This window comes from Caballeronia telluris (genome assembly GCF_001544495.1).
Classification (GTDB): domain Bacteria; phylum Pseudomonadota; class Gammaproteobacteria; order Burkholderiales; family Burkholderiaceae; genus Caballeronia; species Caballeronia telluris.
The window spans coordinates 239292-263578 of sequence record NZ_FCNZ02000004.1; the positions used below are offsets into that span (position 1 = coordinate 239292).

General features: G+C 60.4%; 39 protein-coding genes and 1 pseudogene. 20 read left to right on the forward strand and 20 right to left on the reverse strand.

The genetic code is table 11. The features are described 5' to 3' along the window. Nucleotides 1-23 precede the first annotated feature (23 nt). The 18 genes and pseudogenes from AWB66_RS07435 to AWB66_RS07525 form a co-directional block, all read right to left on the reverse strand. Nucleotides 24-743 (reverse strand): annotated as a pseudogene (locus AWB66_RS07435) (phage head morphogenesis protein); the annotation flags it as partial. Further along, nucleotides 679-2127, reverse strand: a complete 1449-nt coding sequence (locus AWB66_RS07440; RefSeq protein ID WP_087629634.1) for a DUF1073 domain-containing protein — start codon at nucleotides 2125-2127, stop codon at nucleotides 679-681. The pseudogene AWB66_RS07435 and the gene AWB66_RS07440, both read right to left, overlap by 65 nt. 43 nt (nucleotides 2128-2170) lie before the next feature. Next, a complete protein-coding gene (locus tag AWB66_RS07445; RefSeq protein WP_087629635.1) occupies nucleotides 2171-3766 on the reverse strand; it encodes a TerL protein in 1596 nt (531 codons plus the stop codon). After that, a complete protein-coding gene (locus tag AWB66_RS07450) occupies nucleotides 3766-4317 on the reverse strand; it encodes a helix-turn-helix domain-containing protein (RefSeq protein WP_087629636.1) in 552 nt (183 codons plus the stop codon). Before AWB66_RS07450 ends, AWB66_RS07445 begins: the two co-directional genes overlap by 1 nt. Before the next feature lie 83 nt (nucleotides 4318-4400). Then, nucleotides 4401-4577, reverse strand: a complete 177-nt coding sequence (locus AWB66_RS33480) for an ATP:cob(I)alamin adenosyltransferase (protein ID WP_143328349.1) — start codon at nucleotides 4575-4577, stop codon at nucleotides 4401-4403. A 453-nt stretch (nucleotides 4578-5030) separates the two neighbouring features. Continuing rightward, nucleotides 5031-5519, reverse strand: a complete 489-nt coding sequence (locus AWB66_RS07460) for a hypothetical protein (protein ID WP_087629638.1) — start codon at nucleotides 5517-5519, stop codon at nucleotides 5031-5033. Next, on the reverse strand, nucleotides 5516-5728 hold the full coding sequence (locus AWB66_RS07465; protein WP_087629639.1) for a hypothetical protein: 213 nt from the start codon (nucleotides 5726-5728) through the stop codon (nucleotides 5516-5518). Before AWB66_RS07465 ends, AWB66_RS07460 begins: the two co-directional genes overlap by 4 nt. A 65-nt stretch (nucleotides 5729-5793) precedes the next feature. Further along, nucleotides 5794-6204 (reverse strand): hypothetical protein, encoded by a 411-nt coding sequence (locus AWB66_RS07470; RefSeq protein WP_200818941.1) that lies wholly within the window; start codon nucleotides 6202-6204, stop codon nucleotides 5794-5796. Then, the gene (locus AWB66_RS07475) at nucleotides 6201-6617 is read right to left on the reverse strand and encodes a recombination protein NinB (protein WP_087629640.1); all 417 of its coding nucleotides are present in this window, start codon (nucleotides 6615-6617) and stop codon (nucleotides 6201-6203) included. The genes AWB66_RS07470 and AWB66_RS07475 overlap by 4 nt, the downstream gene beginning before the upstream one ends. After that, nucleotides 6614-6961: a hypothetical protein gene (locus tag AWB66_RS07480; RefSeq protein ID WP_087629641.1), complete on the reverse strand. Its 348-nt coding sequence runs from the start codon at nucleotides 6959-6961 to the stop codon at nucleotides 6614-6616. The genes AWB66_RS07475 and AWB66_RS07480 overlap by 4 nt, the downstream gene beginning before the upstream one ends. 79 nt (nucleotides 6962-7040) lie before the next feature. Next, a complete protein-coding gene (locus AWB66_RS07485) occupies nucleotides 7041-7583 on the reverse strand; it encodes a hypothetical protein (RefSeq protein ID WP_087629642.1) in 543 nt (180 codons plus the stop codon). After that, a complete protein-coding gene (locus AWB66_RS07490; RefSeq protein WP_125469676.1) occupies nucleotides 7583-8095 on the reverse strand; it encodes a hypothetical protein in 513 nt (170 codons plus the stop codon). The genes AWB66_RS07485 and AWB66_RS07490 overlap by 1 nt, the downstream gene beginning before the upstream one ends. Beyond that, nucleotides 8092-8364 carry a hypothetical protein gene (locus tag AWB66_RS07495; RefSeq protein WP_200818942.1) on the reverse strand — a complete coding sequence of 91 codons (273 nt, stop codon included), beginning with the start codon at nucleotides 8362-8364 and terminating at the stop codon, nucleotides 8092-8094. The genes AWB66_RS07490 and AWB66_RS07495 overlap by 4 nt, the downstream gene beginning before the upstream one ends. Nucleotides 8365-8378: 14 nt before the next feature. Next, nucleotides 8379-9836, reverse strand: coding sequence for a replicative DNA helicase (gene dnaB / locus AWB66_RS07500; RefSeq protein ID WP_235021027.1), 1458 nt, complete (start codon nucleotides 9834-9836; stop codon nucleotides 8379-8381). Continuing rightward, nucleotides 9746-10648, reverse strand: a complete 903-nt coding sequence (locus AWB66_RS07505; protein ID WP_087629646.1) for a hypothetical protein — start codon at nucleotides 10646-10648, stop codon at nucleotides 9746-9748. The genes dnaB and AWB66_RS07505 overlap by 91 nt, the downstream gene beginning before the upstream one ends. A gap of 1 nt (nucleotide 10649) precedes the next feature. Then, a complete protein-coding gene (locus AWB66_RS07510) occupies nucleotides 10650-10835 on the reverse strand; it encodes a hypothetical protein (protein WP_087629647.1) in 186 nt (61 codons plus the stop codon). 2 nt (nucleotides 10836-10837) lie between these two features. Then, nucleotides 10838-11140, reverse strand: coding sequence for a hypothetical protein (locus AWB66_RS07515; protein ID WP_087629648.1), 303 nt, complete (start codon nucleotides 11138-11140; stop codon nucleotides 10838-10840). Nucleotides 11141-11439: 299 nt separating this feature from the next. After that, nucleotides 11440-11823: a hypothetical protein gene (locus AWB66_RS07525; RefSeq protein ID WP_087629650.1), complete on the reverse strand. Its 384-nt coding sequence runs from the start codon at nucleotides 11821-11823 to the stop codon at nucleotides 11440-11442. Nucleotides 11824-11918: 95 nt separating this feature from the next. On the opposite strand from AWB66_RS07525, the gene AWB66_RS34300 reads away from it, so the two are divergent. From AWB66_RS34300 to AWB66_RS33620, 13 genes are all read left to right on the forward strand, one after another. Further along, nucleotides 11919-13250, forward strand: a complete 1332-nt coding sequence (locus AWB66_RS34300) for a LexA family transcriptional regulator (RefSeq protein ID WP_235021028.1) — start codon at nucleotides 11919-11921, stop codon at nucleotides 13248-13250. An 88-nt stretch (nucleotides 13251-13338) separates the two neighbouring features. Beyond that, entirely contained in the window at nucleotides 13339-13644 is a 306-nt protein-coding gene (locus AWB66_RS35090) for a DUF4258 domain-containing protein (RefSeq protein ID WP_125469677.1), read from the forward strand. Nucleotides 13645-13646: 2 nt separating this feature from the next. Then, entirely contained in the window at nucleotides 13647-14108 is a 462-nt protein-coding gene (locus AWB66_RS07550) for a helix-turn-helix domain-containing protein (protein ID WP_087629654.1), read from the forward strand. Nucleotides 14109-14530: 422 nt separating this feature from the next. Beyond that, entirely contained in the window at nucleotides 14531-14671 is a 141-nt protein-coding gene (locus tag AWB66_RS33995) for a hypothetical protein (protein ID WP_087629655.1), read from the forward strand. Then, nucleotides 14671-14973, forward strand: a complete 303-nt coding sequence (locus AWB66_RS07560) for a hypothetical protein (protein WP_087629656.1) — start codon at nucleotides 14671-14673, stop codon at nucleotides 14971-14973. The genes AWB66_RS33995 and AWB66_RS07560 overlap by 1 nt, the downstream gene beginning before the upstream one ends. 274 nt (nucleotides 14974-15247) lie before the next feature. Beyond that, the gene (locus AWB66_RS07565) at nucleotides 15248-16240 is read left to right on the forward strand and encodes a coiled-coil domain-containing protein (RefSeq protein WP_125469678.1); all 993 of its coding nucleotides are present in this window, start codon (nucleotides 15248-15250) and stop codon (nucleotides 16238-16240) included. 37 nt (nucleotides 16241-16277) lie between these two features. Beyond that, nucleotides 16278-16859, forward strand: coding sequence for a hypothetical protein (locus AWB66_RS07570; RefSeq protein WP_087629658.1), 582 nt, complete (start codon nucleotides 16278-16280; stop codon nucleotides 16857-16859). 54 nt (nucleotides 16860-16913) lie between these two features. After that, nucleotides 16914-17708, forward strand: coding sequence for a recombinase RecT (locus AWB66_RS33615; protein WP_159462886.1), 795 nt, complete (start codon nucleotides 16914-16916; stop codon nucleotides 17706-17708). After that, entirely contained in the window at nucleotides 17701-18330 is a 630-nt protein-coding gene (locus AWB66_RS07580) for a lambda exonuclease family protein (protein WP_087629659.1), read from the forward strand. The genes AWB66_RS33615 and AWB66_RS07580 overlap by 8 nt, the downstream gene beginning before the upstream one ends. Before the next feature lie 11 nt (nucleotides 18331-18341). Then, nucleotides 18342-18560, forward strand: a complete 219-nt coding sequence (locus AWB66_RS07585) for a hypothetical protein (protein ID WP_087629660.1) — start codon at nucleotides 18342-18344, stop codon at nucleotides 18558-18560. Continuing rightward, nucleotides 18557-18682: a hypothetical protein gene (locus AWB66_RS34885; RefSeq protein WP_268811142.1), complete on the forward strand. Its 126-nt coding sequence runs from the start codon at nucleotides 18557-18559 to the stop codon at nucleotides 18680-18682. Before AWB66_RS07585 ends, AWB66_RS34885 begins: the two co-directional genes overlap by 4 nt. After that, a complete protein-coding gene (locus AWB66_RS07590; RefSeq protein WP_087629661.1) occupies nucleotides 18682-18882 on the forward strand; it encodes a hypothetical protein in 201 nt (66 codons plus the stop codon). Before AWB66_RS34885 ends, AWB66_RS07590 begins: the two co-directional genes overlap by 1 nt. A 19-nt stretch (nucleotides 18883-18901) precedes the next feature. Next, a complete protein-coding gene (locus tag AWB66_RS33620) occupies nucleotides 18902-19048 on the forward strand; it encodes a hypothetical protein (protein WP_159462887.1) in 147 nt (48 codons plus the stop codon). A gap of 15 nt (nucleotides 19049-19063) precedes the next feature. Here the strand turns inward: AWB66_RS33620 and AWB66_RS07595 are convergent, their stop codons facing one another. Continuing rightward, entirely contained in the window at nucleotides 19064-19684 is a 621-nt protein-coding gene (locus AWB66_RS07595) for a hypothetical protein (RefSeq protein WP_087629662.1), read from the reverse strand. A gap of 99 nt (nucleotides 19685-19783) precedes the next feature. On the opposite strand from AWB66_RS07595, the gene AWB66_RS07600 reads away from it, so the two are divergent. The 5 genes from AWB66_RS07600 to AWB66_RS34000 are packed head-to-tail and all read left to right on the forward strand — an operon-like array spanning nucleotide 19784 to nucleotide 22352. After that, on the forward strand, nucleotides 19784-20743 hold the full coding sequence (locus AWB66_RS07600) for a phosphoadenosine phosphosulfate reductase domain-containing protein (RefSeq protein WP_087629663.1): 960 nt from the start codon (nucleotides 19784-19786) through the stop codon (nucleotides 20741-20743). Nucleotides 20744-20793: 50 nt separating this feature from the next. After that, nucleotides 20794-20925, forward strand: a complete 132-nt coding sequence (locus AWB66_RS34890; RefSeq protein ID WP_268811144.1) for a hypothetical protein — start codon at nucleotides 20794-20796, stop codon at nucleotides 20923-20925. Next, nucleotides 20915-21157: a hypothetical protein gene (locus AWB66_RS07605; protein WP_087629664.1), complete on the forward strand. Its 243-nt coding sequence runs from the start codon at nucleotides 20915-20917 to the stop codon at nucleotides 21155-21157. The genes AWB66_RS34890 and AWB66_RS07605 overlap by 11 nt, the downstream gene beginning before the upstream one ends. Continuing rightward, nucleotides 21154-21459 (forward strand): hypothetical protein, encoded by a 306-nt coding sequence (locus tag AWB66_RS07610; protein WP_087629665.1) that lies wholly within the window; start codon nucleotides 21154-21156, stop codon nucleotides 21457-21459. The genes AWB66_RS07605 and AWB66_RS07610 overlap by 4 nt, the downstream gene beginning before the upstream one ends. Then, the gene (locus tag AWB66_RS34000) at nucleotides 21456-22352 is read left to right on the forward strand and encodes a hypothetical protein (protein WP_200818943.1); all 897 of its coding nucleotides are present in this window, start codon (nucleotides 21456-21458) and stop codon (nucleotides 22350-22352) included. Before AWB66_RS07610 ends, AWB66_RS34000 begins: the two co-directional genes overlap by 4 nt. Nucleotides 22353-22444: 92 nt before the next feature. Here the strand turns inward: AWB66_RS34000 and AWB66_RS07620 are convergent, their stop codons facing one another. Then, a complete protein-coding gene (locus AWB66_RS07620; RefSeq protein ID WP_087629666.1) occupies nucleotides 22445-22672 on the reverse strand; it encodes a hypothetical protein in 228 nt (75 codons plus the stop codon). A 98-nt stretch (nucleotides 22673-22770) separates the two neighbouring features. Here AWB66_RS07620 and AWB66_RS07625 point away from each other — a divergent pair, with 98 nt between their 5' ends. Together AWB66_RS07625 and AWB66_RS07630 are read left to right on the forward strand one after the other, a co-directional pair. Continuing rightward, nucleotides 22771-23013 carry a DUF4224 domain-containing protein gene (locus AWB66_RS07625; RefSeq protein WP_087629667.1) on the forward strand — a complete coding sequence of 81 codons (243 nt, stop codon included), beginning with the start codon at nucleotides 22771-22773 and terminating at the stop codon, nucleotides 23011-23013. A gap of 131 nt (nucleotides 23014-23144) precedes the next feature. Then, nucleotides 23145-24107, forward strand: coding sequence for a tyrosine-type recombinase/integrase (locus AWB66_RS07630; RefSeq protein ID WP_235021029.1), 963 nt, complete (start codon nucleotides 23145-23147; stop codon nucleotides 24105-24107). The last annotated feature ends 180 nt before the right edge of the window (nucleotides 24108-24287 follow it).

The following is a 24287-nucleotide window of genomic DNA, read 5'->3' on the forward strand; positions in this document are numbered from 1 at the left end:
TCGGGAATCACTGGTTCTGGATAGCAGCGGCAGTTATAGATCTGGCCGGCGTGCGTGACCGTGCCATCCGATAGCCTCGGGGGCGTGTCCCATCGCACATACTTGCCGTTCATCTCCTTGTGCGAGTGCCGCACGTCGGAGTCGTTTGAGGTGCGCCATATATAACCGTCCGAGCCAATATGCTCGGCGCGCGCCTGCGTGAGCACTGACGCTGTCCGAGCAACCTCCGTGCGTGCGATGAGCTTGGCGCGGTTCGCCGACACCTGACCGGAGCGAGCGATTTCCTTCTCGATCTCTTTCGCGCGCGTGCTGTTCTCGATGCCGGCAAGCGTCAGATCGTGCACACGCTGCGCGGCGTCGAGCGGCAGGCTCTTAATGAGCGTCACCTGGTCGGCGAGCAGCGCGCGCATCAGTTCGCCCGTCGGCGCGGTGCGGATCTCGACAGCCAGCCCGCGCGATAGCTCGCGAGCCTGTTCCATCCATGCTTGCTCGTCCCGTCGGTTGACGTCGGCAAGCATGCGCGTCGCGGTCGCCTCAGCCCACGGCGTGAGCGCCTCGGCGTATCGGCGCAGGACATCGGTCATCGTCGGAACGACAGCCGGATCGCCGGGCGGAAAGCCGTTGATCAGCACGCCCACCTGATGCGCGACCTTGCGCAACTGGGTGGCGTACTGAATCTCAGCTTTGCGCGCCCGGACCGGATTCTTGTTTCGGTCCCGCTTCTTGTCCCGCGTTCGGATCATTTGCAAGCTCGGAGAGATCCGGCAGTTCGTCGTCGGCGTCGTTGATGTCTTTGTCGCTGATGTTGCTGAACACGCCAGTGATGTGGCTCGACTGCCGCAACTCCTTCAGCGCCGTCTGCTGGCTTATGAGACCAGCGCCTTCGACCTGCGTTACCGCGTCGCTGATGGTCTTGGCGATGTTCGCCTTGTCCGTATCGGACATCTGCCAGAGCGGATTGAACCCGAACTGGAATCCTTCCGGCGGCGCCTCGCCGATCTCAGACCGGCAGACGACCTGAAGCAAGCGCGTCAGCGGGTTGCGCAGCTTGCGCTCCTGCTGCTGCTTCGTGCTGTCGTAGTAAAGACGGATGTCCGAGTCGCCGGTCGAGTTCAGGCCGGCAGGCGACTGGCCGAACAGGCGAACCAGCGGAATGCCTGTCGCGCCGGACAATTGCTGTCCGAACTGCAGCAGCACGTTGTCGAGACCCGAAAACGAATACTGGTGCGTCTCGAACTTGTCCTTCGCGTCGATGATGGTGATGCCCTCGTTCGACTGAAAGCGCCGGATCATGTCAACGTTCTTGAGCAGGGCTTCCATCGCCGGGCCGCCCATTGCGATGACGCCGCGCAGGTCATCGACCGCCAGCGTGCGCAGGTGCGCCTTATAGACGAGCTGCGCGGCGCCGGCCGTCGTGCTGTCGAACGCGATCAGGCGGTCGAACAGACGTTCAATGACCGACTGGCCCCAGAGGTTCTCGCTGATCTTCTGCCAGTACGGCAACTCGACGCCGTCGAGGCGCAGCACGCGGCTGTAATGGATACGCTGACGCGGTAGCGCCATTGAATCGGCGACCACATCGTAGAACTTCGGCTGGCCCATGTCCGGGCCGTATTCCGTCACCAGATCGTTCAGCGACGGCTGCACGAGCCACCGGTCGAGCACGAAAAGGCCCTTGAACTGATCCGGTCCGATGCCGTCGAGATTGAGCGGCGTTTCCGGCCGCTGCCCGTCGATCATCATCACCGCGAGGGCGCCGCCATATAGGCGCGACCACTTGATGGTGTCGTTGATCCGATCCCAGATCGACATGCGTTCGAACGCGGCGTGGATCCTGTCCATCTTGTCGGGCGCGAGGTCCGACTCGATCTCGATTCCCGCGCGCGTCATGTCGTCGGCAACGACGTCTGTTACAGCGCCCACGACCCACGAGGAGCGATACATCGCCTCGAGCTGGATGCGGTTGCGGCTGATGAAGTCGAAGCCGTATCCCGACCCGGACGTCTGGTTGTTCGTGCCTACGCCGACGCGCGCTTCGAAGTTCTGGAACGAGTCGCCGGCCACCCAGCGTTTGTTGCTCGTCGCTTTCGCGGCGCGCGCGACTGAATTTCCCCGTTTGCGTGTCATGTAAGCAAAATCCTTTCTTGCCACGCGGTGGGCGTCAGCATATTTATCCAGCGAGGCGTGACCAGATGTCGAGCGAGCGAGCCGCGGGCTGATAACAGATCATCACCGCGTCAGCCAAGTTCGGCGACTTCGTGCCGTCCGGCTTCTTGTCGATCGCCACCTTGCCGACGGCATTTATGGTGTAGGTCGGCTGCGATAGCTCCATGATCAGCGTCGACAACTCAGGCAGGTCCGAGCGGATTGAGATGATCGCGTCCGGGTCGTAAGCCATGCGTTCGACCACCGCGCGATAAGTCTCTTGGAACCGCATGCGAAGCGACCACCACGACTGCGCCTTGGCGTTCAGGAAGAAATCCTTATTCTTCCGCTTCGAGATCATCTCGCCTTCCGGATCGTGGACTGCACCGGACCCGCGGAACGGCTCGACCCGCACCATACGGTGACCGGCCTCGCGCCGCTTCTCGTTGATCTCGCGCGAGTCGCCGCGCACACCCGCGCCGAGTCCGTCAGCGTCGTAGTCGAACACCTCGTAGCCGTGTTGGTCACAGATCGAGAACGTTTTGACGACCGTCTGATAGATGTCGCCGCCCTTCCCTGACCACGATTGCAGATGCTGCAGCAGCACGCCATGCCGGCCCGCGAATGCGTTCTTGTCGATGCCTTCGTCGGCAACGTCAAGGCCGCCGCGCAGCGCGCCAGTCGGCTCCATGCCCAGCTTCACATGCGCGTCGATCGCGGCCTGCACCCACGCAGACGGGATCACGACGCCCTCGACAGAAGCCGAGTAGTTGATGTCGATTTCCTGCGCGACCGTCACCGCATCGAGCTCGTTGACCTGCTTCTGATACCAGGCGTCATCCTTGCGCGGATCGTCGCGCCAATGGAACGTGAACACCTTCATCTTCCCGCTGAAACGCTTCTGCGCGAACGGGTTGCCCATCCCATTGGGCGTCGAGATGTCCTGCCGGCAGTTGGTCGTCTGAGAGAGCGACGCATCGACAAGCATCGGCCGCTCGAGGAACGCCGACTCGTCTACGATGTAGAAGCTCGATCGGTCGCCCCGGCCGATTCCATCACCAGACTCGCCGGTGATCGTCGAATCAGTGTCCGGAAACATGATGCGCATGTGAGGTGCATGCTTGTTGATGTCCCAGCTTCCGCGAAACTCCGGCGGAAGCATCTGAAGGAACATCCGAGCCTTCCAGAACAGGGACTTCGGCGCGCCGATCTTGTCGACGTATTCCTCTTTGCGCGATCCGAAACCGGCCACGACGCCACGATTGAACAGGCAGACCGAATCCGCCAGCGCGATCGTCAGCCACGACATTCCCATGTCGCGGGTCTTTTCCGTGATGCCCGGCTCTTGGCTCTTCCAGCGATCGATGAACCAAAGGATCCACTCCTCCTGCTTCGGGAAAAGCAGAAAGGGGATGCTAGCCGGCAGGCCGCGCTCAACGTTTCGAGGATCGAACGTCATGCCCCAGTCGATGATGAACTGGGCCGGGTTGTCCTTGTAGAACGTCTTGAGCGCTGGCAATGCGCCAGGATTCGCACGAATGCGCTGCAGCCGATCGATCCGCCACTCGAACACGGCTTTGTAGTCCGGGTCGCGGAAGTCGAACGGGAACGGCAGCGGCATTACTTTTCCATCATCATCTGCTGGTAGATTTTCGCCGCGTCTTGGGCTGTCGCTGCCTCGGTCACCGCAGGCGGCTCATCAGCTTCGAGCGGCCTGTCCTTGTTCGCATTCAGCAGGTTCAGCGCGATCTTCCCAGACTCGTTCGCAAGCGACGTCAGCGCGGCAATGCCACGCAAGCTCTCGGCACTCGACAACGGATTCGCGTCGTCGATCTTCTCCACTTCGGAATGCGCAAGCGCGCTCAACCGGTGCGCGGTCGCTGCGCCGTAGTCCGCTGCGCTAGCAAGGTGGTTGCTGATGGAGCGGAGCTTCGATGCGAGGTTTTGCGCGGTAATCTGCGCGGATATTGGCAGTGCCGAAAGCGCGCGCTCAGTAATAACTATCTGATTCGCAACGCTTTTGATTTCCGAAACCTGCGCGGAAACCTTCTCGCGGATCGAAGATTCGGAGATACCGAACTCTTTGGCGATCGCGCGTCGTGACTCTCCCTCGAGCAAGCGGCGCTTTATCTGCTCCCACTGGTCATCGGTTAGCTTTGACTTACGACCCATGGTGCGCACGCTAAAAGAAACGCCCCGGGGATTAGCCGGGGCGCCAAACTCTCATCCGAGAGCGAGGAGACACGAGGACGTGTTCAGTGCTTCGGCAGGAAGCCGCGCAGCTCGTCGAACTCTTTCGCGAGGTGCGCGCGGGCTTCTGCCGACAGGAAACGGAAGTTGCCGATGAAGGATTCGAGCCGGTCGACGATGCCGTTCGCTTCTGCTGCGGGGCTCGTGACGGGTTCGGTGCTGCTGGGTGCGGCGTCGGGCATGGTGTGCTCCATCAGAAGTGCTTCTCGCGCGGATCGCAGCAGCGCTCTCCATCGGAAAGTTCACGTGCGCACCACCAGCAGCGGATTCTTTTCGTCATGATCATTGGCGCTCTCAGATTGACGTCGCCCGGGTGTGCTCTCCGGCGCCGACCGCCGGGTGACGGCGCCAATCTGAAAACGCTTTAAGAGACCCGCTCGCGGCACAGAGCCGGCATTCACCGGTTAGCTGCCTTGAGCGGTCCCGCTGTGTCCGCGCCCACTGCGGTGGAATCGAATCCACGCACAAACAGTCGTTGGCGACGCTGTGGCTCACACAGAGCCGTTGTCTTGATCGAAATCTTTGCCGTGCTCAGTCGAGCGTTTAAGTGGCGAAAGCCCTGCTCATCGCTTCATGGCTCACCTCGCAAGCTTGGAACGACAAAAAGCCCGCTCAGTGGCGGGCTTCTCTCAGGTTCAATTCGTGACCAACTCGGCTTTGTCTTGAGGCACCGATTCCTCCCTACGAGGATCGATAAGCTCACGCCGAAGCGGAATTGGTAATCTGAGTAGCATTTTAGCGAAATCTTCGGGGTTTACAAGCACTTTCTTCAGTGAAGCCTCCGCCTCGGCGATGATCAGGTTCCACGGCCGGCCGCGCAGATTGATGCCGTGCGCCTTGCGCATCCGGGTGATGACCTGCGTCTCGCCCATGTTCCAGATGTAGTGATACTTGAGGATGAACTTGTGCACGGGGTGCTGCATCGACGACCATGCGCGCTCGACCAGCCATGCATCGAGTTCGTCCTTCGTCAGCCCGAGCGGTGCGCCGTCGTACTTCGCCTCAGAATCACGGATCGAGACATACCAGCGCGCCCATTGCGCGCACACGCCCGACTGGAACTTCGGAAGGCGCACCACACGCGCCCAATTGTCGAGGCGCTCGCCGAAAGTCTCAAAGTTCATTCATCCCCCGTGTCGTATCGCGCGCAGCGCTTCGATTGCCAATCATCCCGCCAGTGCTTCGACTGGTCCTTCTTGCACGCCATGTAACTGACGTCGAAGACCCGCTGTTCGACGAAGTGCCTGCATCCTCGGCAGGTCCGAGCCTCGCGCTCTTCCACGACGATCGCCGGATCTCTGTAGTCGCCTCGCCGCATGCGCTTCTCACTCATTAGGACGACTCATTTTACCTGAAGGACATAAGGCAAACAATTGTTTCCTATGACATTTCGGCGTTTCAAGCGGCCTCCCTGCCAAGCTTGCGGGCGCGGATCGGCTCCCAGCGCTCATATGCGAGATCCCACGCAGAGAACTTCTCCTCTCGGGGTGCCGGCCCTTGATCGATCCACGCATGACAAGTGAAGCACCCTGGCACCGTGAAGGCGTGCGCGGCCTTCAATGCGCCGCCCTTGCCATGTCTCGACTGGTTACTGTGCGCCGGGACTACGGTATCCCATCGGCCGCAGCAGACGCCTTCGACGCGTAGATAGCACGGTTCATCGCGGCAGGCCGCCAGATACTTCGAGCCCTCCGCGACTGTCGGCTTCTTCGACCGGCGGCGCAGCGTCGTCTTCCGATCAGCCAGTGCGAACGGCTTCGGCTCCTTGCGCTTGAACCAGGTGCGCTTCATCGGTGCCGAGCGCTTCATGCCTGAAACTCCACACCGAGTTCCCCGCTCGCGTATGCCTGCACGTCACTCAGGAACGTCGAGAACTCACCGACGCTCATCTGCGTGGTCGACTTGCGGCGCGTGATGATCTCGCCGTCGGGCAGCACCAGCTCGTCGAGCACGCCGAACTTGCGCGCGAAGAATTCGTGCCAAGCGTCCTTGTCGAACTGGCGGCCATCGACCCACGCCTGCTCGGCGATGTGCTTCAGGACGCCGCCCCAGTAAAAGCGGTTCTGCTGCGCGTTTCGCTGCTTCTCCTCAGCGGTGACGATCACGCGGAGCGGCTCGCCTTTCTCGGCGAAGACGCCCGCGTTGGCTTTGAGGAACGCGACAAGATGATGCGCGACTCCCGGATCGTGCAGACGGAACTCGCGGTACAGAACCTCGCTCATGCGTAAGCGCTCCCTGGCTGGCCCCGCTCATTGCTATTTGTGCACGCGTTGCGGTGATCATTCGCGTGCGGGCAGCGCTTGTTGCCGCACGTTGCGCAGAGGACCATTCGCGTTGCGAGAATCGGCCAGTCGCGGCCGCCAACCTCGAACGTCTTTCCTTCGAGGCAGCTTCGGCATTCGCAGCCGGCATCTGGAAGAACGCGCATTTCAACGGCCGGACCGTTTGCCGCGAGCAGAGCCGACTGCGCGGCCTGCCACGTCTCCCAGTGCTTTTCCTTCACCGTGGCGAGGAGGCAGCCGCCGGACTCCTCGTAGTAGCGGTCGAACTGTTCCCGGGCGCTCATTGCTGCGGCGCCTCCGCCGGCTTCGTCCAATCCTTGCGCTTGATACCCAGCGCAAACCAGAGTGCGTCGAAATCGTCGTTCATGCTGCCCTCGCGAAAAGTGCTTGAATGATCGGATCCTGCATACGTGGGGCCTTGCGCTTTCGTGCTGCGTACCGCTGCTTTCGGATTTCCCCCTCGACCGGGTCAATGCGCTTCATGAAGCGCTCAGCTCGCTGTTTCTGGGTCATCCGCTTCGGCTTCGGCTGGCTGACGCCCGCGCCGATGACATAGAGCGCCTGCCACTGCCCGTTGCACCCGGCCTGCCGCCAGAGCGTGATGTGCGCACGCCCTTCGTTGACAAGTCGGCCGAGCAGCTCACGCGCGTGGCCGAGATCGATGTCGATCTCCTTGAAAACGTCGGCGGCGGCCCGGCATTTGCCGTCAGCCATCAGATCCGCGACCACGCCAAGCATTTCAGAGTGGCCGCGGTGCTTCGCGCCGAATCCCAACTGCTTCGCCTTGCGGAACGCGTACTGCATGCTTCGGCCCGGCAGGAGGTGCATCTGATCCTTCATCGGCACAGACGATTGCCACATGACGCGCAGCGTCTCGATCTCTTTTTGCGTCCATACCGCAGCCATCACGCAGCCCTCAGTTCGAATCGTTTCGTGCCGCCGCTGTTTCGGACCATCACGACCTTCCCGCTTTCGTTGCGCCGCACGGATTCCCCAGCGGCCCTCGTGTATTGAAGCTTCGTCACCGTCTCGATCAACTGCTCAAACAGGTCGATGCCGCTATTCATGGCCGGGAGGCCACCGGCACCGAACACCAGCCGGCCCGTCGCATGAAACCGCTCCGCGGCGTCGATCATCGCGTTCTGCGCCGCGTAGACGACTTCAAGGCCAACCTTTCCGTTGCCCGCCTCTTCGCAGAGGATTTGCGCGATGTTCAGAGCATTGACGACCGTGTGCCATGCGCTCTTGACGTTCTCGCCGCGCGAGATTGACAGTGCCGCTGCATGAACGGCCGTCAGAATCGCTGTGCGCGTGCTGTTGTCGAGCGGCGCGTTGCCCTCGAATAGGAAAGACGTGATGTCCTTCCGCTTAGATCTCGCGATGTATGGCTTTCTGGTCTTTCGGTTCGCCGGCATCACGCGGCCCTCCCCATCAAATAATTAATTGCCTGTTCCGGCGTCTCGACTACGTATGCTTCGCCCTTCCAGTTCCCGAACCAGACCGCCTCGTCGTCGGTCAGCTTCCTCGCGCTGGGCGGCTTCGCCCCGTCCTTCACTTCCATCACCACCGTCCTGCCCCTGAACCCGACCAGCAAATCGGGGCAGCCTGAGCCGACCATGTGAATCGGCGTAACGCTCGCCCCGACTTTCCGCAGCGCCGAGACGACCTCGGCTTGATTCGCATCCACCTTCGCCGCTCGCCTCAATCGAAACCTCTCGTGCGCGATGTCTTGTTCACTGTTGCCGTCGGCCAGGCGCCGGCATGGTTCTCGAACTTCATGAACTCGCCGCGATACGTCAGGGGCACGTCACCAGTGCGGCCGTGGCGGAATTTGGCGACACGCAACTGCGCAAATCCTTGCCACTGCTCGCCGGCCTCCGGGTTCGAGACTTCCTCGCGGTGGATGAAAAGCACGGCGTCGGCGTCCTGCTCGATCGAGCCAGAGTCGCGCAGGTCGGAGAGCATCGGCAGACGGTTGCTACGTTCCTCGACCTTCCGGTTGAGCTGCGCGAGCGCCACGATCGCGACGTTCAGTTCCTTCGCGAGTGCCTTCAGGCCGCGCGAGATACCTTCGATCTCGGCATTCCGGTTCGCGCCCTCGCCCGTCATGAGTTGCAGGTAGTCGACGACAATCACGTCTAGGCCAGCCTTGCGCTTGACCAGACGCGCCTTCGAGCGCACGTCGAGCATCCGAAGCGCTGCCTGATCGTCGATGTACAGGTTCAGGTCGCGGATCTTCATCGTTGCGGCCGTCACGCGGTTCCAGAATTCGTTGTCGTCTTCGGGCGACGCCATCACGGTGTCGAGCGGGATGCGGCCCAGCGACGCGAGGTTCCGGTCGTGGAGCTCCGATTCGGGCATTTCCATCGACAGAAACAGCGCGCTGTGATCGATGGCAACGTGAGTGGCGATGTTCAGTGCCAGAGCCGTCTTGCCCATGCCGGGGCGCGCAGCGAGGATCACCAGCCAGCCCGGGCGCAGGCCGCCGTTTAGTTGTCGATCGATGTCGTCGAGGCCCGTCTTGATGACGCGATCGGAACCGGTCGAGCGGCGCTCAAGCGCGCTGATGTGCTCGGCGAGACCTTGCGCGGCCAGCTTCGGTTCGCGCTTGATCGTCGCTTCACCGAGCGCCTCGAGCTTTGCCGCAGCGCGGTCGATCAGCGTTCCAGCGCTTTCCGGCGTCGCGCCGACAGAATCCTGAATCTCTGCCGCGACGGTGAGCAGGCCGCGCTTCTGGGCCCGGTCACGGACGATTTCGGCATAGCGCGCGACGTTGGCCGAGCTGGGCGTGCTCTGCGCCAGGTCGTTCAGGTACTTCAGGCCGCCCACGTCAGCCGCACGGCCGTCGACGTTCAGGCGCTCGAACACGGTCATCACATCGGCGCCGACGCCGCCAGCAATCAGCTTCGTGATCTCGGCGAAAATCGTCCGATGATCCGCGCGGTAGAAATGCTCGGTGCGCAGGTCACCGATACGGTCGATCGCGTCGTTGTCGATCAGCAGCGCGCCGATGACGCTTTGCTCATGCTCGATGCTGTGCGGTGTCGCTCGTTGGATGTCGTTGGCGCTCATGCTGCTTCCTTGTTCTCGTAGTTGCCCTGGATGACCTTCGCGAAGTTCTCGGCCTTCATGAGCCAGCCAAGGTCGCAACTGGTCCACTTTCCGCTCCGACCGGTCAGGAAGTCGCTTTCACTGACGAACCGGAAGAACCGATCGAAGAACGCCAGAGCCGTCTCCTCGTCCGTCGCGTACCGGCTGCCGTCACGCTTCGTCGCCGTCAGAGCCCAGCGCCACCGAGTCCGCATCGCCTTCTGGCGCTCGCCTTCCCACACCCGGGGGAAAGGCAGAGTCGGCAAATGCTGGGCGTACAGGTCGATGAGCTTTTGCTGAGGGCAGTTCGGCAACTTGTCGCCAGAAGCGGAATCGGCATCGCCGATTGCTACCTCACCGTCAGGTGAGGTTTTCTCTTGCTCCTGCTCTTGCTCCTGCTCTTGGCTTGCAAGGGGCTTAGAAGGGGCTTCGATGAGGCTTGGCTTTCCCGCAGCTTCAGGGCGACATTTGCTCATGTGAAAGACCGAGCGAAACTTGTCGAAGAAGGCCGCCAGATAAGGGTTTTCAGGGAGTGCGTTGTACTCGTTCTGAACGCCTGCGCAGCGCTTGTCGGTCGCCACGAGAGACGATGCGATCTGATACGACGCCATCTCCATCACCCAGACCATCTCCGAAGCCTCGTCGTACTGGCAAAAACCCGCTTCGATGCAGCTTTGAAGCCCCTTCGAAGCCCCTTCCATGCCTAATCCAGTCTCATGCGCGATGTAGAGCATCGGCACGTAGTAGAGGCCGAGCATGTTGGCGTGCGGAGACGTCATCAGGTAGAGGCCGACAACCTGAGCTTCGGCTCCGGCCTTGCGTAGCCTCTTCCCGGTCTCGCCGATCCAGAATTGCGGGCTAACCTTCGAGTAGTCGCGCATGTCAGGCTCCAACAGCGGCCAGTGCGTCGTTGAGACGGACAAGACGCGCGTCGCTCAGAGCCTTGATCTCGCGCATCAGCTGGTCACAAATCCAAACGCGCGCGGCGCGCTCCTCGCACACCGTCATGCGATGGCAAAGCTCGCTGATGTGTGCTTCGCGCTTCGAGTCGAGGTTGGTCGCATCCATGATTAAGCCTTGGACAATCCGAGAAGTTCTTGACGCTTGCCGGTGTGCAGATCGCGAACCGAACCGCGAACCTGCAGGCGGCCAGCATCGATCAGCGCGCGCGCACGGCCGCACACACTGGAAAGCTTCAAGTTGGTTTGCGCGCTGATCTGCTCACGCGTCAGGAGGATTTCCGACGAATCGAAGCAGTCCATCACCATCTGCTGGGTGTGACAGAGCTGCTTGACCGTCAGCGAGTGAAACGACTCCGACTGGGTGTCGGAGACTCGGCGACCGGACCGGCCGCTGTAGTGTTCTGTGTTCATATGGGTTTCTCCTTTGAGGAGTACTAAATCGGAACAGAAGGAGGCTCCCGAAGAACCTGCTTGTGTGTCGACTCATCCCATTCGATGCGCCGGCAGGCCGTGCCGGCGCGGTGTTCTAGTGCCCTTGCTGCGTGGACTGCATCAACTGACCGATCTGTTTGAATGCTTCGAACAAAGTCGGGTCGGTTGCTCGCTGCTGCCTGAGGTCCTCCCTTATGGCGTTTTTGTCGTCTCCCACTCGGCTTCTCGCTGCTTCGATTGCCTTGTGGACTCTTGCAAGTGCTTCCTCGTCAGACATGTCACCTCTTGTTGGCGATCATTCTCTCCAATATGGTCAACTCGACCCGGTCAGCCCACCACTGACTGACGGCCCGGTTGCCTACAACACGCTCGAACTCGTCGACCTTTTCGGCCGGCAGGTCCGCCCGCTTCTTGCCCTTCGCATCGAACGCCTGCGGATTCACGAAGTTCGTGACGTGCGGCGCATACAGGCCGCACAGTTCCGCGAGTGTTCTTTTCGTCATGCCTTTGACGGCCCGGTTCTCCCAGGCAAGCCAAACGGCATCGCGAAAAGTCGCACACTGAGCGATCTCGTCGTCGGGAAGGAACCGCGGTGCATCTGCAGGGCCTTCCGACTTCAGGTTGGTTGCAGCGGCCTTGTGCGGCGTTTGTTGTGTCTGCATCGTCCTTTCCATTTAGTTAAAAACAATCGCATTACGACTTGGATTACTGCATAGAGCCGGGGGAAATTGAAGGGGTCGACCGACCCCTTTACCCCATGAAACTCACCCAGAAGAAAGTCCGCCAGATGATGCGCTCGAGACGAATCTCAACCTCAGGACAAGCCCCTGCGCTTGCTCAGGAAGATGTGCGGCCAGTCGAGCTTGACGGCCGCCGGTATGCCACGACGCTTCCAGTTGTCGACGCGCTGGACTCCCCCGAGTCCGAAGTTGAGGGTCTTGGCAACCTGAGCAGACCCACCGAGGGACTCGATGAGCTTACGGTCGGCAGTGATGTTGGGTTTGGTGTCCATGCCTTATTAAACACGATGTTTAAACAAAACGCAAACACTATGTTGAACAACAAAGTGTTTAAGTGCGAGAACATCCGCACTATGCACGACACAATGATTCGCCTCTACGAAGCAGCGCGGCTACTTTGCGGGCTCAAAACGCCCACGGAGGTTGCTCGGCTGCTCAATTTGTCGCCCCAGGTCGTAAACAACTGGGAGCGCCGCGGAATTTCCAAGGCTGGGATGCTCGACGCGCAGGAAAAGGTAGGCTGCAGTGCGGTATGGCTTATGACGGGCCAACCGCCGATGACAGTTGAGGGCAATCACGGCACCACGGCATCCAATTCGTCGAACAGCGAACAAAAAGGGGACGAAATCGCCTCTTCAGCGGCCACTGAACGCAGTACGATGGCCGTCGAAACTGATGCGGCTCGGATGTCGGCCCCTCAACGGGTGCGAGCAGCGCTCCACAACAAGGGGCTGACCGCCGCGGAGATCGCTTCCGTCGCGGGCGTGGGCGTCGATACCGCATCGAAGTGGCTAGAGGGCGAAGGCCCCGAGCTGACGCTGCCGCAAGCTGTGGCTTTGCAGAACACGTATGGCGTGAATTCGGTCTGGCTGACGAAGGGTAAGGGCGAGCCCGGCATCGCGATTCAGTTCGCGGACGAGTATCGGCCGATCACAATCACGAATTGGAGAGCTATTCCAGTGGTAGGCAGGGCACAACTGGGCGACAACGGACACTGGGCCGACCTTGAATATCCGGTCGGGCACGGCGATGGTTACGTCGACTTCCCATCTAAAGATCCAGACGCCTATGCGCTCAAGTGCGAGGGTGACTCGATGCGCCCCCGCATCAAGGCCGGCGAGTTCGTGATCATCGAGCCGAACCAGCCGATCGAGCCCGGCGACGAGGTGCTCGTGAAGTCGAAGGATGGCCGCGTGATGGTCAAAGAATTCCTCTACAAACGCGGCGGCCGGACGCACCTGATCTCGGTCAACGACGCGCATAAGCCGATGGCGTTCTCGGACGACGAAATCGAGAAGATACACTTCGTGCGTGCGATCTGCCGGCCGTCGACGTGGCGGCCGGAGTAGTCAGGCGATAGCGAAAATTCACGCGCCGAGTGCGGTCCAACACCTATAAAAAACGTAGCACAAACCTATAATTTTTAGGGTATATTCCGTGGCGTGGTCGAAGAGGGACTGGGAAAAACACATCAGAAAGCTGTCGACATCCGACGAATGCATTTTCTGGTCCAAACACGCAAAGCAGCAGATGCGCAGTCGATCGATCACGATCCCATCTGCCATGGATGTCATCAGGAAGGGCGTGATTCACCTCGAGCCCGAGGTTGACATGAAGAAGGGAAATATCGTCTGCAGGATGGAGAGGTTTGTGTCTGGGCGCTCATTGGCGATTTGTGTCGCGCTCGAGTGCGAAGGCGCATCCGAATGCCTCGTAGTCACTGCAATCGTAATCGGGAGCTAGTCGTGTACAAATTTACAGACGGCGGCCTGCGCAATGTCTGGCTCGCCAATGGTTACAAGATCAAACAGACGCCGTATGGCGAGGCAGTGTCGTTCCAGCATTTGGACGGCCTAGTAAAGGCAATTTGCCATGCACTGATCCGCAAGAAGTCCAAGTTGACCGGCGCCGAGTTCCGTTACATCAGACAAGCCATGCTACTGTCGCAAGCGTCGATCGGAAAGACGCTTGGCCGGACAGACCAAGCCGTAGCGTTGTGGGAAAAGCGAAGCATGGTGCCGAAGTTCGCCGATATGATGATCCGAGTGCTGTACGCAGCTCATGCCGACGGAAATGAGAGGGTCAAAAATATCGTGCATGCACTGAACGACACCGAGCGGACGATCCACATCGTCCTAAAGGAAACAGCCAGGGGATGGACTCACACGGAACAAGATGAAGTCGAGGACGAACTTGAGCCTGCCTGACCCCTGCTTTCCGCCACGATAAGCCCCGCCCCGAGCGGGGCCTTTCACATCTTCCCTAGCCCGCCGCGTGCGGGCTTTTTTGCGTCCGCGCCACACTCCCCTCCCCGCCTTAAACAGCCTCATCTCTCGTTAAACAAAATGTTTGACAGCAGTTTAAACATAGTGTTTAATTCGTTCATGCGCTGAACGAACAGCGCGGCGGCGAAAGCCGGTGCTCTTTAACACGACTGGAAACGATAGAACACGCCGATGGCTCTTCGGAGCGGCTAGGCGCAGGACGTAACCCTCGACTCCTGATGAAAGACCCGAGGCTATCCGTGATCCGCCTGGCTGCCAGATGCAGCTATAGAACGGGTCACGGATTGAATGGTTTTATCAGTGCGCCACGTGTTGACGCACCGCTAAGACAAACGGAGATGGGAATGAGCCAGAACGCGCAAGACCTGATGGAGCTGCAGCGCCTCGCACAAGGAGGTGCCGGTGCGCTGACCGAAACCCTGCTGCGTGAATACGCGCTGCGGATTATCGCCGCGGGCTTGCGCGACGAACGAGGAGGTTTGTGATGGGAGCGATCACCCCGATTCACGTGACGAGAGCGGGCGAGCACGTCTTCGGACGCGAACTTGACGCACTCGAGCGACTGGACGAAGCAGCGCAGGCTGCGCGATACCAAGCGGAACAAGACTCGACGTTCGACGAAGTGCTCGAGGAGATCGCCGAGAGCTTCACGAGCATCGACAAGGCGATGTTCATGGATCGCCTGATGAAAGACACGGACGAAGCGCGCAAGGTGCTGCACCGGCTCTGCCAGAAGACATACGAACGTGTCGTCGAGAAGGTAATCACGCGGCAGGCAGCGCAGTAAGCCTGCCGAAAAGGAATCCAGCAGGGCCCTGACTGATGAGCGTTCAAGAGCGCTTATTTTTCAGTGCCTTGCCATTAGCAGTCCTACCCGCCTGGCTGAGTCTCAGGCACTTGGAGATCACATGGAAACGAAGGAACTGACCGTCGTAGAGCGCGCAGCAGTCGCACTCGGCACGCCGGAGCACGAGAAGAAGCTGGTCGAGCTGGTGAAGCAGTCGGCCACGATCGTCGAGATCAAGAACGCCGATGCGCGCACGCAGTGCCATTCGGCTTACATGGTGCTGAAGACGGCCCGGGTCGACATCGAGAAGGCCGGCAAGGCAGCGCGCGAGGATGCGACGGCGTTCTCGAAGGCGGTGATCGCTGAAGAGAAGCGGCTGGTCGGCATCACGTCCGCCGAGGAAGCACGGCTGCAAGGTCTGCGCGACGTGTGGGATGACGCGCGAGAGGCAGAGAAGCGCGCTATCCGCGAGGCGGAAGAGCGGCGAGTAGCGGCGATTCGCGCTCGCATCGAAGCTTTCATGCTCGACGCGGTGACGGTGGCATCGAAGTCGTCTTCCGAGATCGCAGCGCACGCCGAGAGCGTCGAAAAGATGGCGATCTCGATCGACGAGTTCGCGGAACTGACCGGCGAAGCGCAGGCAAAGCAGTACCAGACGGTCAAATGGCTGCGTGAGCGCCACGCGGACGCGGTCGAGAAGGAAGAGGAACAGCAGCGCCTCGCAGCTGAGCGCGCCGAACTCGCCCGTCTCCGGGCAGAGCAGGAAGAGCGCGATCGCAAGGCAGCCGCGGAGCGTGCGGAGCAGGAGCGCAAGGCGCGCGCCGAGCGTGAAGCCGAAGAGGCGAAGCTGCGCGCAGAACGCGAGGCACACGAAGCAGCGTTGCGCGCCGAGCGCGAGGCAGAAGAAGCACTGCTCCGCAAGCATCGCGAGGAGCACGAGGCGAATATGCGCGCGCAACGCGAAGAACTCGCCCGTCATCAGGCCGCCATCGATGCCGCGCGCCGTAAGGTCGAAGAGGAAGCGGAGGCGAAGCGCAGGGCCGAAGAGCAAGCGGCACGCAAGGAAGCCGAGCGCATCCGCGCCGAGCAAGACGCCAAGATCGCCGAGCAGAAGCGCCGAGAGCGTGAGCAGTTCGTCGAGAAAGGCCCCACCGATGACGAGCTCGTCGACGTTCTCGCCTCTCACTACGACGTGACGGCCGGCGACGTTCTTCGCTGGCTCGAGGCCTTCGACGTCGAGTCGTTCAAGTCCAACATCGCAGGTTAAACAAGCGCATCACCGCGCCCGCACGAGGAAAAAAAGCATGGGATGCGACATCCATCTGTACAAAGAAAAATTTGTCGAAGGCAAATGGGTCACGGCCGATGAATGGGAGGCCTACGATTTCGGCGACGACGACAAGGGAATCGAAGTTCCGTGGAAGAAGCGCTTCACGGAACGTAATTACCAGCTTTTCGGGCTGCTCTCGAAAGGCGTGCGCAGCGTGCATCCGTTCTCGTTCGAGCCCCGCGGGCTGCCGTTTGACCCGTGCGCGGAGATCGCTCAAGAAGCAGAGCGCTGGGGAGAGGACGGCCACAGCCATAGCTACCTGTTCCTCCACGAACTGAATGCGATGCTGCGCTACGTCGAAGCCAAGACGATCCCGATCAGCGGCATGAAGGACAAGGAAGGACTTGAGGCTCTGAACGCTTCAATCGCCAGCGGGTCGCCGAACTGGGATCTTCTCTGGCCTTACTGCCAATGGACGAGCAGCGACCAATACGTCGAGTTCAATGTGGACGTTCCCGCGTCGCTGTACTTCGGCGAATCGCTCCAAAAGATCATCGACGGCTTCGAAGGTATGGACGGTGAAAACCACCGCATCGTCTTCTTCTTCGACAACTAAGTCTCCCGAAACCCAATCCACGACGCCCGACAGAGTCTCGGGCAAGGAGAAATCATGTCTGACCTGATCCCGGCGCAGTCCTTTGACCTGTCGCCCAAGTCCCTCGAGGAAGCGCTGAAGTTCGCCGACTACCTCGCTGATTCCAGCATCGTCCCGAAAGACTTCCAGCAGAAGCCCGGCAACATCCTTGTCGCCATCCAGTGGGGCATGGAACTCGGCTTGAAGCCGATGCAGGCCATGCAGAACATCGCCGTGATCAACGGCCGCCCTTCCCTCTGGGGTGACGCAGTTCTCGCGCTAGTGCGCGCCTCGCCGCTCTGCGAGTACGTCTACGAGTCGTTCGAGAACGGAACGGCCATGTGCCGCGTGAAGCGCCGCGGCGAAGACGAGCAGTTCCGGACGTTCTCCGAGGCCGACGCGAAGCAGGCTGGCCTGATCGGCAAGCAAGGCCCGTGGGCGCAGTACCCGCAGCGCATGAAACAGATGCGCGCCCGGGCATTCGCGCTGCGCGACGTCTTCCCCGACGTGCTGAAAGGAATGCCGATCGCAGAAGAGGTTAGCGACTTCGCAACCGAGAAGGACATCACGCCGCGAGGCAAGCAGACGCCGACGCAGATCGCCCAGGCGGCGCAACAGTCGGCTCAGATCGCTCGCACCGATAAGCACGAAAACATGATCGCCGACCTTGAGTTGATCGCGAAGGAAGGCGGGCCGGAGCCCCTCGCCGCAGCGTGGGGCCGCATGACGAAGGAAGACCGCAAGGCGATCGGACCGGACGAACTGAATCGTCTGAAGGCAATGGCCGGCGCCGAAGACGTCACCCCGAACGAAGGAGCAAGCCATGAGTGAAGCCATCGAGCAACGGTCGGACGAGTGGCGCGCGCAACGCGCCGGCCGCCTGACCGCTTCGCGCTTCGTCGACGTGGTCAGCATGACGAAGGCCGGCAAGCCGACGGCAGCGCGCGACAAGTACATGCGCGAGATCGTCTTCGAGCGGCTCGCGGCGGCGCCGAAGCATTCGATCGACGGCCATGCGCTGCGCTGGGGAACGGAGGTCGAGGCGTTCGCAAAGGAAGCCTTCGAGCTCGAAACCGGCCACATCGTGATGCCCGCCGAGTTCACGCTGCACCCCGACTATCCGTTCATCGGGGCCAGCCCGGACGGGCTGATCCGTGCCGACGGCGGCTATGAATCGAAGTGCCCGATGGATGAAGCGGTGCACATCAACACGCTGCTCAACGGGATGCCCGACGAGCACAAGCCGCAGGTTCAGGGCTGCATGATGGTCACCGGCCGGAAGTACTGGATGTTCGTCTCCTACGACCCGCGCGTCTCCGAGCGCTTCCGCCTCTTCCACCAGCGCATCGAGCGCGACGACGCCTACATCGACCAGATCCTCCTGCCAGGCCTGCTGCAGTTCAACGCAGAGGTCGAGCAGATGATCGCCGAACTCAACCGCCGCGCCGCGTAACGGAGAACGACATGAGCGAGATCGCCAACAAGCGAGTGCTGATGGAACGCGCGCAGGCTCTGATCAAAGCGTCCGAGCCGACGCTCGATCAACTAGGCGGCGTCGCTGAGGCGCTCGCTCAAGTCGCAACGGACCTGATCGGCGCCGATTGCCGGATCGTCATCAAGGTAGATCAGAAGGCGCTCCAAGTCGCCATTGAACGGAACGAACGAGTCAGAGGGGCAGCATGAACCACACAGCAGATCCCGCACCGCTCTCCGAAGTCGAAGCCATGCTCGGCGCGGTGCTTGTCCTTTCCGTCGTCGGAATCGCAGCGACGGTGATCATCGCAATCCTCGGGAGCCTGGCCTGATGAAATCGCCCAGCAAAAACACCGACCTTCGCCACCTGGACACGAGCGGCGCGCTGACTACCGAAGAGCGCCGCGCGATACAGCGGCAGCGCCAGCGAGAAGCACTCGGCTTGACCGGCCCGCGCGTGAAGATCAGCAGCCTGTTTGTGCCGGCGCGCGTCGCCAAGCAGTTCGCCTACATCCACGTCGGCGCTCGATAACTCCCGCAAAGGCTCACCGATGGAAACCCTTCTCGTCGCGCTCGTCTGGGCGCTTTGCTGTGCCGCCGTGTGTGTATTCATCCACGGCGCGAAGAAAGCGCGTCGCACTCGGAGCTGGGTCGACGAAGCGCGCCGCAACGTGAAGTGGCCGGCAAGAACTGAGTAACGAGCGCACGAACGCTCAGAGGTAACCGCTGCGACTACTCGTGAGGCTTTCGGTTGCTTTTTTGCATTCCACAGACGCCGAATCAAGTAGGGCCGCGACTTCGCCAAGGAGGAAACTTATGCCGTTTGCAGCTTCCTTTCTGCGATTGCTTTCCGCGCGCCCTGGGCTTTTCATAAAGGCTCCAAGCGTTTCAACCACTGAATGAAGGCGGTCATTCGCGCCAGCCAGCTTGTACGCGCAATTGTTTGGAAGGGGGATAAGAGCAAGTTGCTCGTCCCTTGTGCTCAATTTAAGACCGGACAGCCGGGCAAACCACCAATCGAACTTCGTCGGGTCCCCATCGGCTTGCCCTGCTGCCTTAAAAAAATCACGAGCGCCCTCAACAAGGGTGACGTTGATCGAAAGCTTGGTGGTCATTCCAGAAGCGCTCAGTTTGGCCGCGATGAGCGACTGCTCCTTTCGTCGCCTATCTTCCTGCGATGCAAGCCAGATCGCTGCGCCGACCGCGGCAACGCTTCCAATCGCTTGAGCCCAAGACGCCCAATCGCTCCTGTTCAGTTCCCAGAAGTTTTGGGCGGCGATCACGCATGCGATGAGTACTACCGTGGCTACGTATCCGCTAAGCCATCTGTTCATACATCCCTCCGATTTTGCGACGGCATCGTATCACGAGCGGAAACATCGAAAAATTAGACAACGCTGGCGCATCGCGCCGGACACGATAGAGAGAAGAATATGAGCACTGAGCACAACGTCGTTTCGGTTTCTGGCGGCAAAGATTCGACGGCCCTGCTGCTGCTCGCTATCGAGCGCGGCACAGAGAACTTGCAGGCCGTGTTCGCGGACACCGGCCACGAGCACCCGGAGACGGTCGCGTATGTCCAGTACCTGAACGACACGGTGTTCCCGATTCGGACGATCCGCGCGGACTTCACTGATCGGATCGCAGCGAAGGCTGTGTTCATCGCGGACGAGTGGCGGGAGCAAGGCGTTGCCGAGGAAAAGGTTCTGCGTGCACTGGCGGTAATGAAGCCCACCGGCAACCCGTTTCTCGACCTGTGCATCTGGAAGGGTCGCTTTCCGTCGACGAAAGCCCGTTTCTGCTCGGAAGAGTTGAAGCGTAACCCGATCATCGAACAGGTCCAGCGGCCCCTTCTCGATGCAGGCGATGACGTGGTTTCGTGGCAAGGCGTGCGCCGCGACGAGTCTGAAAACCGGCGCAATCTGCCCGAGCGCGAGTGCAAGGAAGTCCGTGCCGATACCGGTGCGGAACTGTGGAACTACCGCCCTATCCTCGACTGGACCGTCGACGACGTGTTCGCGATGCACCGCAAGCACGGCATCAAGCCTAATCCGCTGTATCAGCAAGGCATGGGGCGCGTCGGGTGCATGCCGTGCATCCACGCGCGCAAAGACGAACTTCTGGAGATTGCTTTGCGCTTTCCTGAAGAGATTGAGCGCGTGTCGGAGTGGGAGCGAATCGTTGGAGACGCCGGCAAGCGAGACGTCGTAGGACAGACGTTCTTCACCGCGCGTGGCGAGTCAAATGAAACCGCGTACTCCGTGGGCTCGATATGGCAGCGCATCGAATGGTCCAAGACCAGCCGAGGCGGCCGCCAGTACGACATTTTCAGAACCGAAGGCGAGCAGGAAGGCATCGCGCTCTGCACGTCGATTTACGGGCTATGCGAATGACCCCCACAAAGACAGCCGCTCTCACGCACCTACGAGCGCTATGCAACGCCATGAAGCCGACGAGCGTGCTGCTGCATCAAGCGGCGGCGTCGAGCGCGGCACTCTTTTCAAAATGCGCCGGTCAGCCGGTCGAGATCAAGATCGGCACCGTGCTGATCGCAAGGAGCAGAAGTGAGCTCTGAAAAACGCGAGTACATCATTGTTTGTCCGCACTGCGAGCACGAGATGACGGATGACGAGATGCACTCGGCACGATACGCGCCCGGTAGCGACGACGCCGATCTTTGGGGCATTGCACCCAATGAGGAACGCGTGAAGATCGTCTGCCCATCCGTGATGTGCCGAAAGCCGTTCTATGTTCAAGGCGGATATGTGCCGACCTACGCCACCGCAACGAATGAGGAGGACCTGTGACAGGCAACAAACGCGCGGCAGACGATGCGGAGCGGGAAGCGTTCGATACGTGGGCGCGAGGATGGTGGTTTGTAGATGACCCGGACGAGCCGAGCGCGCATGAGGCTGCTTGGGAAGCATGGCAAGCCGCGCTGTCGTCTCGCGCCGATGGCGGCAAGGATTCGAGCGATGTACTGGTGTGGAAACCAGCTTATGAGGCAGAACACAAGCGCGTACAGCGACTCGAAGCGATTCTGTTACGCGAACTTGGATATGACAAAGCGCGCGAAGCTATCGCCGCCATTGCAGGAGAGAAGAAATGAGCGAATCTCTGATTGAACGCCTTCGCATCCATGCGAGCGACGAACGCAATACGGCCTTCTCGCGCTCGACAATGCGTGAAGTGCTTGAAGTCCTAGCCGATGGCGGCAAGGGTGAGGCGGTGACTTTGACAGGCGCGCAATTGCTCGAAGCGCTTGATTTCGTTGCGCCGGACGGACCGCATGACGCAGACCAGCTTGAGTGTGAAGTAACGATTCAGCGGGGCGAGGGTCACGACGGACCGGGCACATATTGCTGGCTCACCGAATACCCGGAAGAAGGCGCGACCCTGCTCGACGGCAAAGCAGCCCCGCAAGCCGAGTGCGCACCGCAACAGACAGACGCCGAAGCACTCTACGAAGCATGGCAAAACACGATCAAGCATATGGACGCGCAAGCCGAGTGCGCACCGCGTGAGGCGCAGCCGGTGGCGTGGGAATACCGAAATCAGACCGGCCATTCGTTCTTGACGCATACAGACCCGGCGACATACCACCCAGACGTTCGCGCGCAGTTTAAAGACTTTAGAGCACTCGCCTACGCAACTCCTACGCCTGAGCGTGCGGACGCCGACACATCGGGGGCGAAGCCGGAAGATGCGTCGGGGGCGTGGACTTACGATCAGGTCGTAATGCTTTGCGAAACTAATGGCGTGCCTCTTCCCGTCGAGTTTATCGAATGGGTCGCAGAGAAAATGACCAGAGCAGCAAACGAAGCGTTGATTGCAGCAGGCGCGAGTCAGGAGCGTGCGGACGCCGGGAAGGATGAGGCGCTGACACTAGGCAAAGTGCTGTTTGCGCTCACTGAACGGCAAAAGGGCAATGTTACCCGCAGCGAAGATGAATACGTTGACGAAGCCCGCGCAATCCTAGCCGCGAACAAGGAGCCGAAGTAATGTGCGCCCGATGCGGAAGCATGATGCTCGCGGAGCATCCGGAAGGCTGGTGGTGCTGCATGATCTGCGGCAATACCTGGAGAGAGTGATGGCTACGATCGAGCCTCGATCTCTTGCTGCGCGACTTGGAAACCAGCATCGAATGCCTCATCCATGCTGTCGACAATCCACTGCCCTTCGACCTTTTTGCCGTCGATATATATGTGAATGGGCCATTTATCCGTCCGTATTTCGTAGCCGGTTATCACAGCGATCTCGAGCCCTTTGTGCAGATCGACCTGTTTATTCCGAATACCGCTCTCAGTCTGGACTCTCGTCATTACGTCTCCTTCGATTGGACCGAGATCCTAGCATGACGCAACACATCGAAGAATTCATGCGCGCGAGTCGCGCGTACCTTGGAGTGAAGGAATGAAAGATGAGTGAACGTCTAATGACGCCCGAAGACCTGAAGAGGATCACCGGACGCGTGCGCTACAGCAAACAGGCCGAGTGGTTCATGCAGATGTTCGGCGTGGAAATCACCCGATCGTTCGACGGCGCTCCGGTCATGACCTGGGCGCTTTACGAATCACTGCTCGCGCGCCGAGCCGGCCTTGTCGAGGCCGGAAATGATCGATCGTCCACCAGAAAAACTAAAATCTGCTCGCCCTTCGTATGAATGCACGTCGTCGTCAAAGACCATCGAATCTGCCCGCGCGCGTCTATGCGAACGGCGCGAGCTGGTACTGGGTCGTTCCCCGCACGAACAAATGGGTCCGTCTTTGCAAGACCGCCGAAGGCGAGACCGCCATGCTGGCGCGGCTCGTCGTCGAGCGCCGAAAGTATGAAGCACCGCCTGGCACTGGCGACGCAGGCCCGCTGATCGATCGATATATCGAAGAAAAGGGGCCGACGCTTAGATCACAGAAGTCATGGGCGCGAACCGGCCGCTACGCGCGCAACGCGCTGCGCGACGCAAACGTGGCCGACATCGAGCCGGGTGACATCAGCGACGTGCTCGACTTCTGGGCTGAGAAGCTGAGTATGCAGAACCACATCAGGTCGTTTCTGTCGGGGTTCTTCTTTTGGTGCGTGAAGAAGCGGCACACGAAGACCAATCCGGTGCGCGACGTCAAGGTCAAAACGCCGCCTCGGCGCGGTGTGTACATCCCGGACGACCACTTTGCGGCGATCCGGAAGCAGCTGGCGCACTTCGAGCATAAGAGCAGCACCAGAACGAAGGGAGGAACCTTCGCCCGCAATGGCCGCATGATGCAGTGCTTTGTCGATCTCTGCTACCTGACTGCACAGCGCTCGACTGAGATCCGCACGCTGAAGTGGTCACAGATCGACCGCGCGGCGGGTGTAATCCATTTCTTGCCGAGCAAGACCGCCGATAGCAGCGGAGTCACCGTCGACTTCGCCATCACGCCGGAGATCGATGCCGTGCTCGCACGCATCCGCGAGATCGACCAGCAGCCTCGCATCGGCGATGCGCATGTGATCCACAACCGCAAATTCGAGCCTTACAAGCCCGAAGCACTTCTAGCCGCCTGGACGCGCGCGGCGGAAAAAGCGGGACTCGCGGCCGAGAAATACACGATCAAGGACATCCGCGCAAAGGCGTTGACGGACGCGAAACGAGCCGGCTACGAGACGAAGGACTTGATGGTCGCCGCGGGGCACACGCGGGAAGCGACGACGCAGATTTACTTCAAAAAACTCGACATTCCAACTAGTCACGTTCGTCTAACGATCCCGAAATCCGCTTGAGCTACTCCTAATATTTTGATGATCGCTCACCGCCGTGCCGCATCCCATCGTGCTCAATTAACGAGCATTTAGTTAGGAGACAACTTACGGAACGGGAAGCCCATCAAGGAAGAAATAGACTCTTGCCCTTCTGATGGACAGTGAGCATGGGCAGGGATGGAATGTGATTTGCAAGGCGTC

What these genes read in the sequence shown, in the direction of transcription:
- AWB66_RS07440 (WP_087629634.1), bottom strand. Translation starts at nt 2,127, where the DNA reads ATGACACGCAAACGGGGAAATTCAGTCGCGCGCGCCGCGAAAGCGACG.
- AWB66_RS07445 (WP_087629635.1), bottom strand. Translation starts at nt 3,766, where the DNA reads ATGCCGCTGCCGTTCCCGTTCGACTTCCGCGACCCGGACTACAAAGCC.
- AWB66_RS07450 (WP_087629636.1), bottom strand. Translation starts at nt 4,317, where the DNA reads ATGGGTCGTAAGTCAAAGCTAACCGATGACCAGTGGGAGCAGATAAAG.
- AWB66_RS33480 (WP_143328349.1), bottom strand. Translation starts at nt 4,577, where the DNA reads ATGCCCGACGCCGCACCCAGCAGCACCGAACCCGTCACGAGCCCCGCA.
- AWB66_RS07460 (WP_087629638.1), bottom strand. Translation starts at nt 5,519, where the DNA reads ATGAACTTTGAGACTTTCGGCGAGCGCCTCGACAATTGGGCGCGTGTG.
- AWB66_RS07465 (WP_087629639.1), bottom strand. Translation starts at nt 5,728, where the DNA reads ATGAGTGAGAAGCGCATGCGGCGAGGCGACTACAGAGATCCGGCGATC.
- AWB66_RS07470 (WP_200818941.1), bottom strand. Translation starts at nt 6,204, where the DNA reads ATGAAGCGCTCGGCACCGATGAAGCGCACCTGGTTCAAGCGCAAGGAG.
- AWB66_RS07475 (WP_087629640.1), bottom strand. Translation starts at nt 6,617, where the DNA reads ATGAGCGAGGTTCTGTACCGCGAGTTCCGTCTGCACGATCCGGGAGTC.
- AWB66_RS07480 (WP_087629641.1), bottom strand. Translation starts at nt 6,961, where the DNA reads ATGAGCGCCCGGGAACAGTTCGACCGCTACTACGAGGAGTCCGGCGGC.
- AWB66_RS07485 (WP_087629642.1), bottom strand. Translation starts at nt 7,583, where the DNA reads ATGGCTGCGGTATGGACGCAAAAAGAGATCGAGACGCTGCGCGTCATG.
- AWB66_RS07505 (WP_087629646.1), bottom strand. Translation starts at nt 10,648, where the DNA reads ATGCGCGACTACTCGAAGGTTAGCCCGCAATTCTGGATCGGCGAGACC.
- AWB66_RS07510 (WP_087629647.1), bottom strand. Translation starts at nt 10,835, where the DNA reads ATGGATGCGACCAACCTCGACTCGAAGCGCGAAGCACACATCAGCGAG.
- AWB66_RS07515 (WP_087629648.1), bottom strand. Translation starts at nt 11,140, where the DNA reads ATGAACACAGAACACTACAGCGGCCGGTCCGGTCGCCGAGTCTCCGAC.
- AWB66_RS07525 (WP_087629650.1), bottom strand. Translation starts at nt 11,823, where the DNA reads ATGCAGACACAACAAACGCCGCACAAGGCCGCTGCAACCAACCTGAAG.
- AWB66_RS34300 (WP_235021028.1), top strand. Translation starts at nt 11,919, where the DNA reads ATGAAACTCACCCAGAAGAAAGTCCGCCAGATGATGCGCTCGAGACGA.
- AWB66_RS33995 (WP_087629655.1), top strand. Translation starts at nt 14,531, where the DNA reads ATGAGCCAGAACGCGCAAGACCTGATGGAGCTGCAGCGCCTCGCACAA.
- AWB66_RS07560 (WP_087629656.1), top strand. Translation starts at nt 14,671, where the DNA reads ATGGGAGCGATCACCCCGATTCACGTGACGAGAGCGGGCGAGCACGTC.
- AWB66_RS07565 (WP_125469678.1), top strand. Translation starts at nt 15,248, where the DNA reads ATGGTGCTGAAGACGGCCCGGGTCGACATCGAGAAGGCCGGCAAGGCA.
- AWB66_RS07570 (WP_087629658.1), top strand. Translation starts at nt 16,278, where the DNA reads ATGGGATGCGACATCCATCTGTACAAAGAAAAATTTGTCGAAGGCAAA.
- AWB66_RS33615 (WP_159462886.1), top strand. Translation starts at nt 16,914, where the DNA reads ATGTCTGACCTGATCCCGGCGCAGTCCTTTGACCTGTCGCCCAAGTCC.
- AWB66_RS07580 (WP_087629659.1), top strand. Translation starts at nt 17,701, where the DNA reads ATGAGTGAAGCCATCGAGCAACGGTCGGACGAGTGGCGCGCGCAACGC.
- AWB66_RS07585 (WP_087629660.1), top strand. Translation starts at nt 18,342, where the DNA reads ATGAGCGAGATCGCCAACAAGCGAGTGCTGATGGAACGCGCGCAGGCT.
- AWB66_RS34885 (WP_268811142.1), top strand. Translation starts at nt 18,557, where the DNA reads ATGAACCACACAGCAGATCCCGCACCGCTCTCCGAAGTCGAAGCCATG.
- AWB66_RS07590 (WP_087629661.1), top strand. Translation starts at nt 18,682, where the DNA reads ATGAAATCGCCCAGCAAAAACACCGACCTTCGCCACCTGGACACGAGC.
- AWB66_RS33620 (WP_159462887.1), top strand. Translation starts at nt 18,902, where the DNA reads ATGGAAACCCTTCTCGTCGCGCTCGTCTGGGCGCTTTGCTGTGCCGCC.
- AWB66_RS07595 (WP_087629662.1), bottom strand. Translation starts at nt 19,684, where the DNA reads ATGAACAGATGGCTTAGCGGATACGTAGCCACGGTAGTACTCATCGCA.
- AWB66_RS07600 (WP_087629663.1), top strand. Translation starts at nt 19,784, where the DNA reads ATGAGCACTGAGCACAACGTCGTTTCGGTTTCTGGCGGCAAAGATTCG.
- AWB66_RS34890 (WP_268811144.1), top strand. Translation starts at nt 20,794, where the DNA reads ATGAAGCCGACGAGCGTGCTGCTGCATCAAGCGGCGGCGTCGAGCGCG.
- AWB66_RS34000 (WP_200818943.1), top strand. Translation starts at nt 21,456, where the DNA reads ATGAGCGAATCTCTGATTGAACGCCTTCGCATCCATGCGAGCGACGAA.
- AWB66_RS07620 (WP_087629666.1), bottom strand. Translation starts at nt 22,672, where the DNA reads ATGACGAGAGTCCAGACTGAGAGCGGTATTCGGAATAAACAGGTCGAT.
- AWB66_RS07625 (WP_087629667.1), top strand. Translation starts at nt 22,771, where the DNA reads ATGAGTGAACGTCTAATGACGCCCGAAGACCTGAAGAGGATCACCGGA.
- AWB66_RS07630 (WP_235021029.1), top strand. Translation starts at nt 23,145, where the DNA reads ATGCTGGCGCGGCTCGTCGTCGAGCGCCGAAAGTATGAAGCACCGCCT.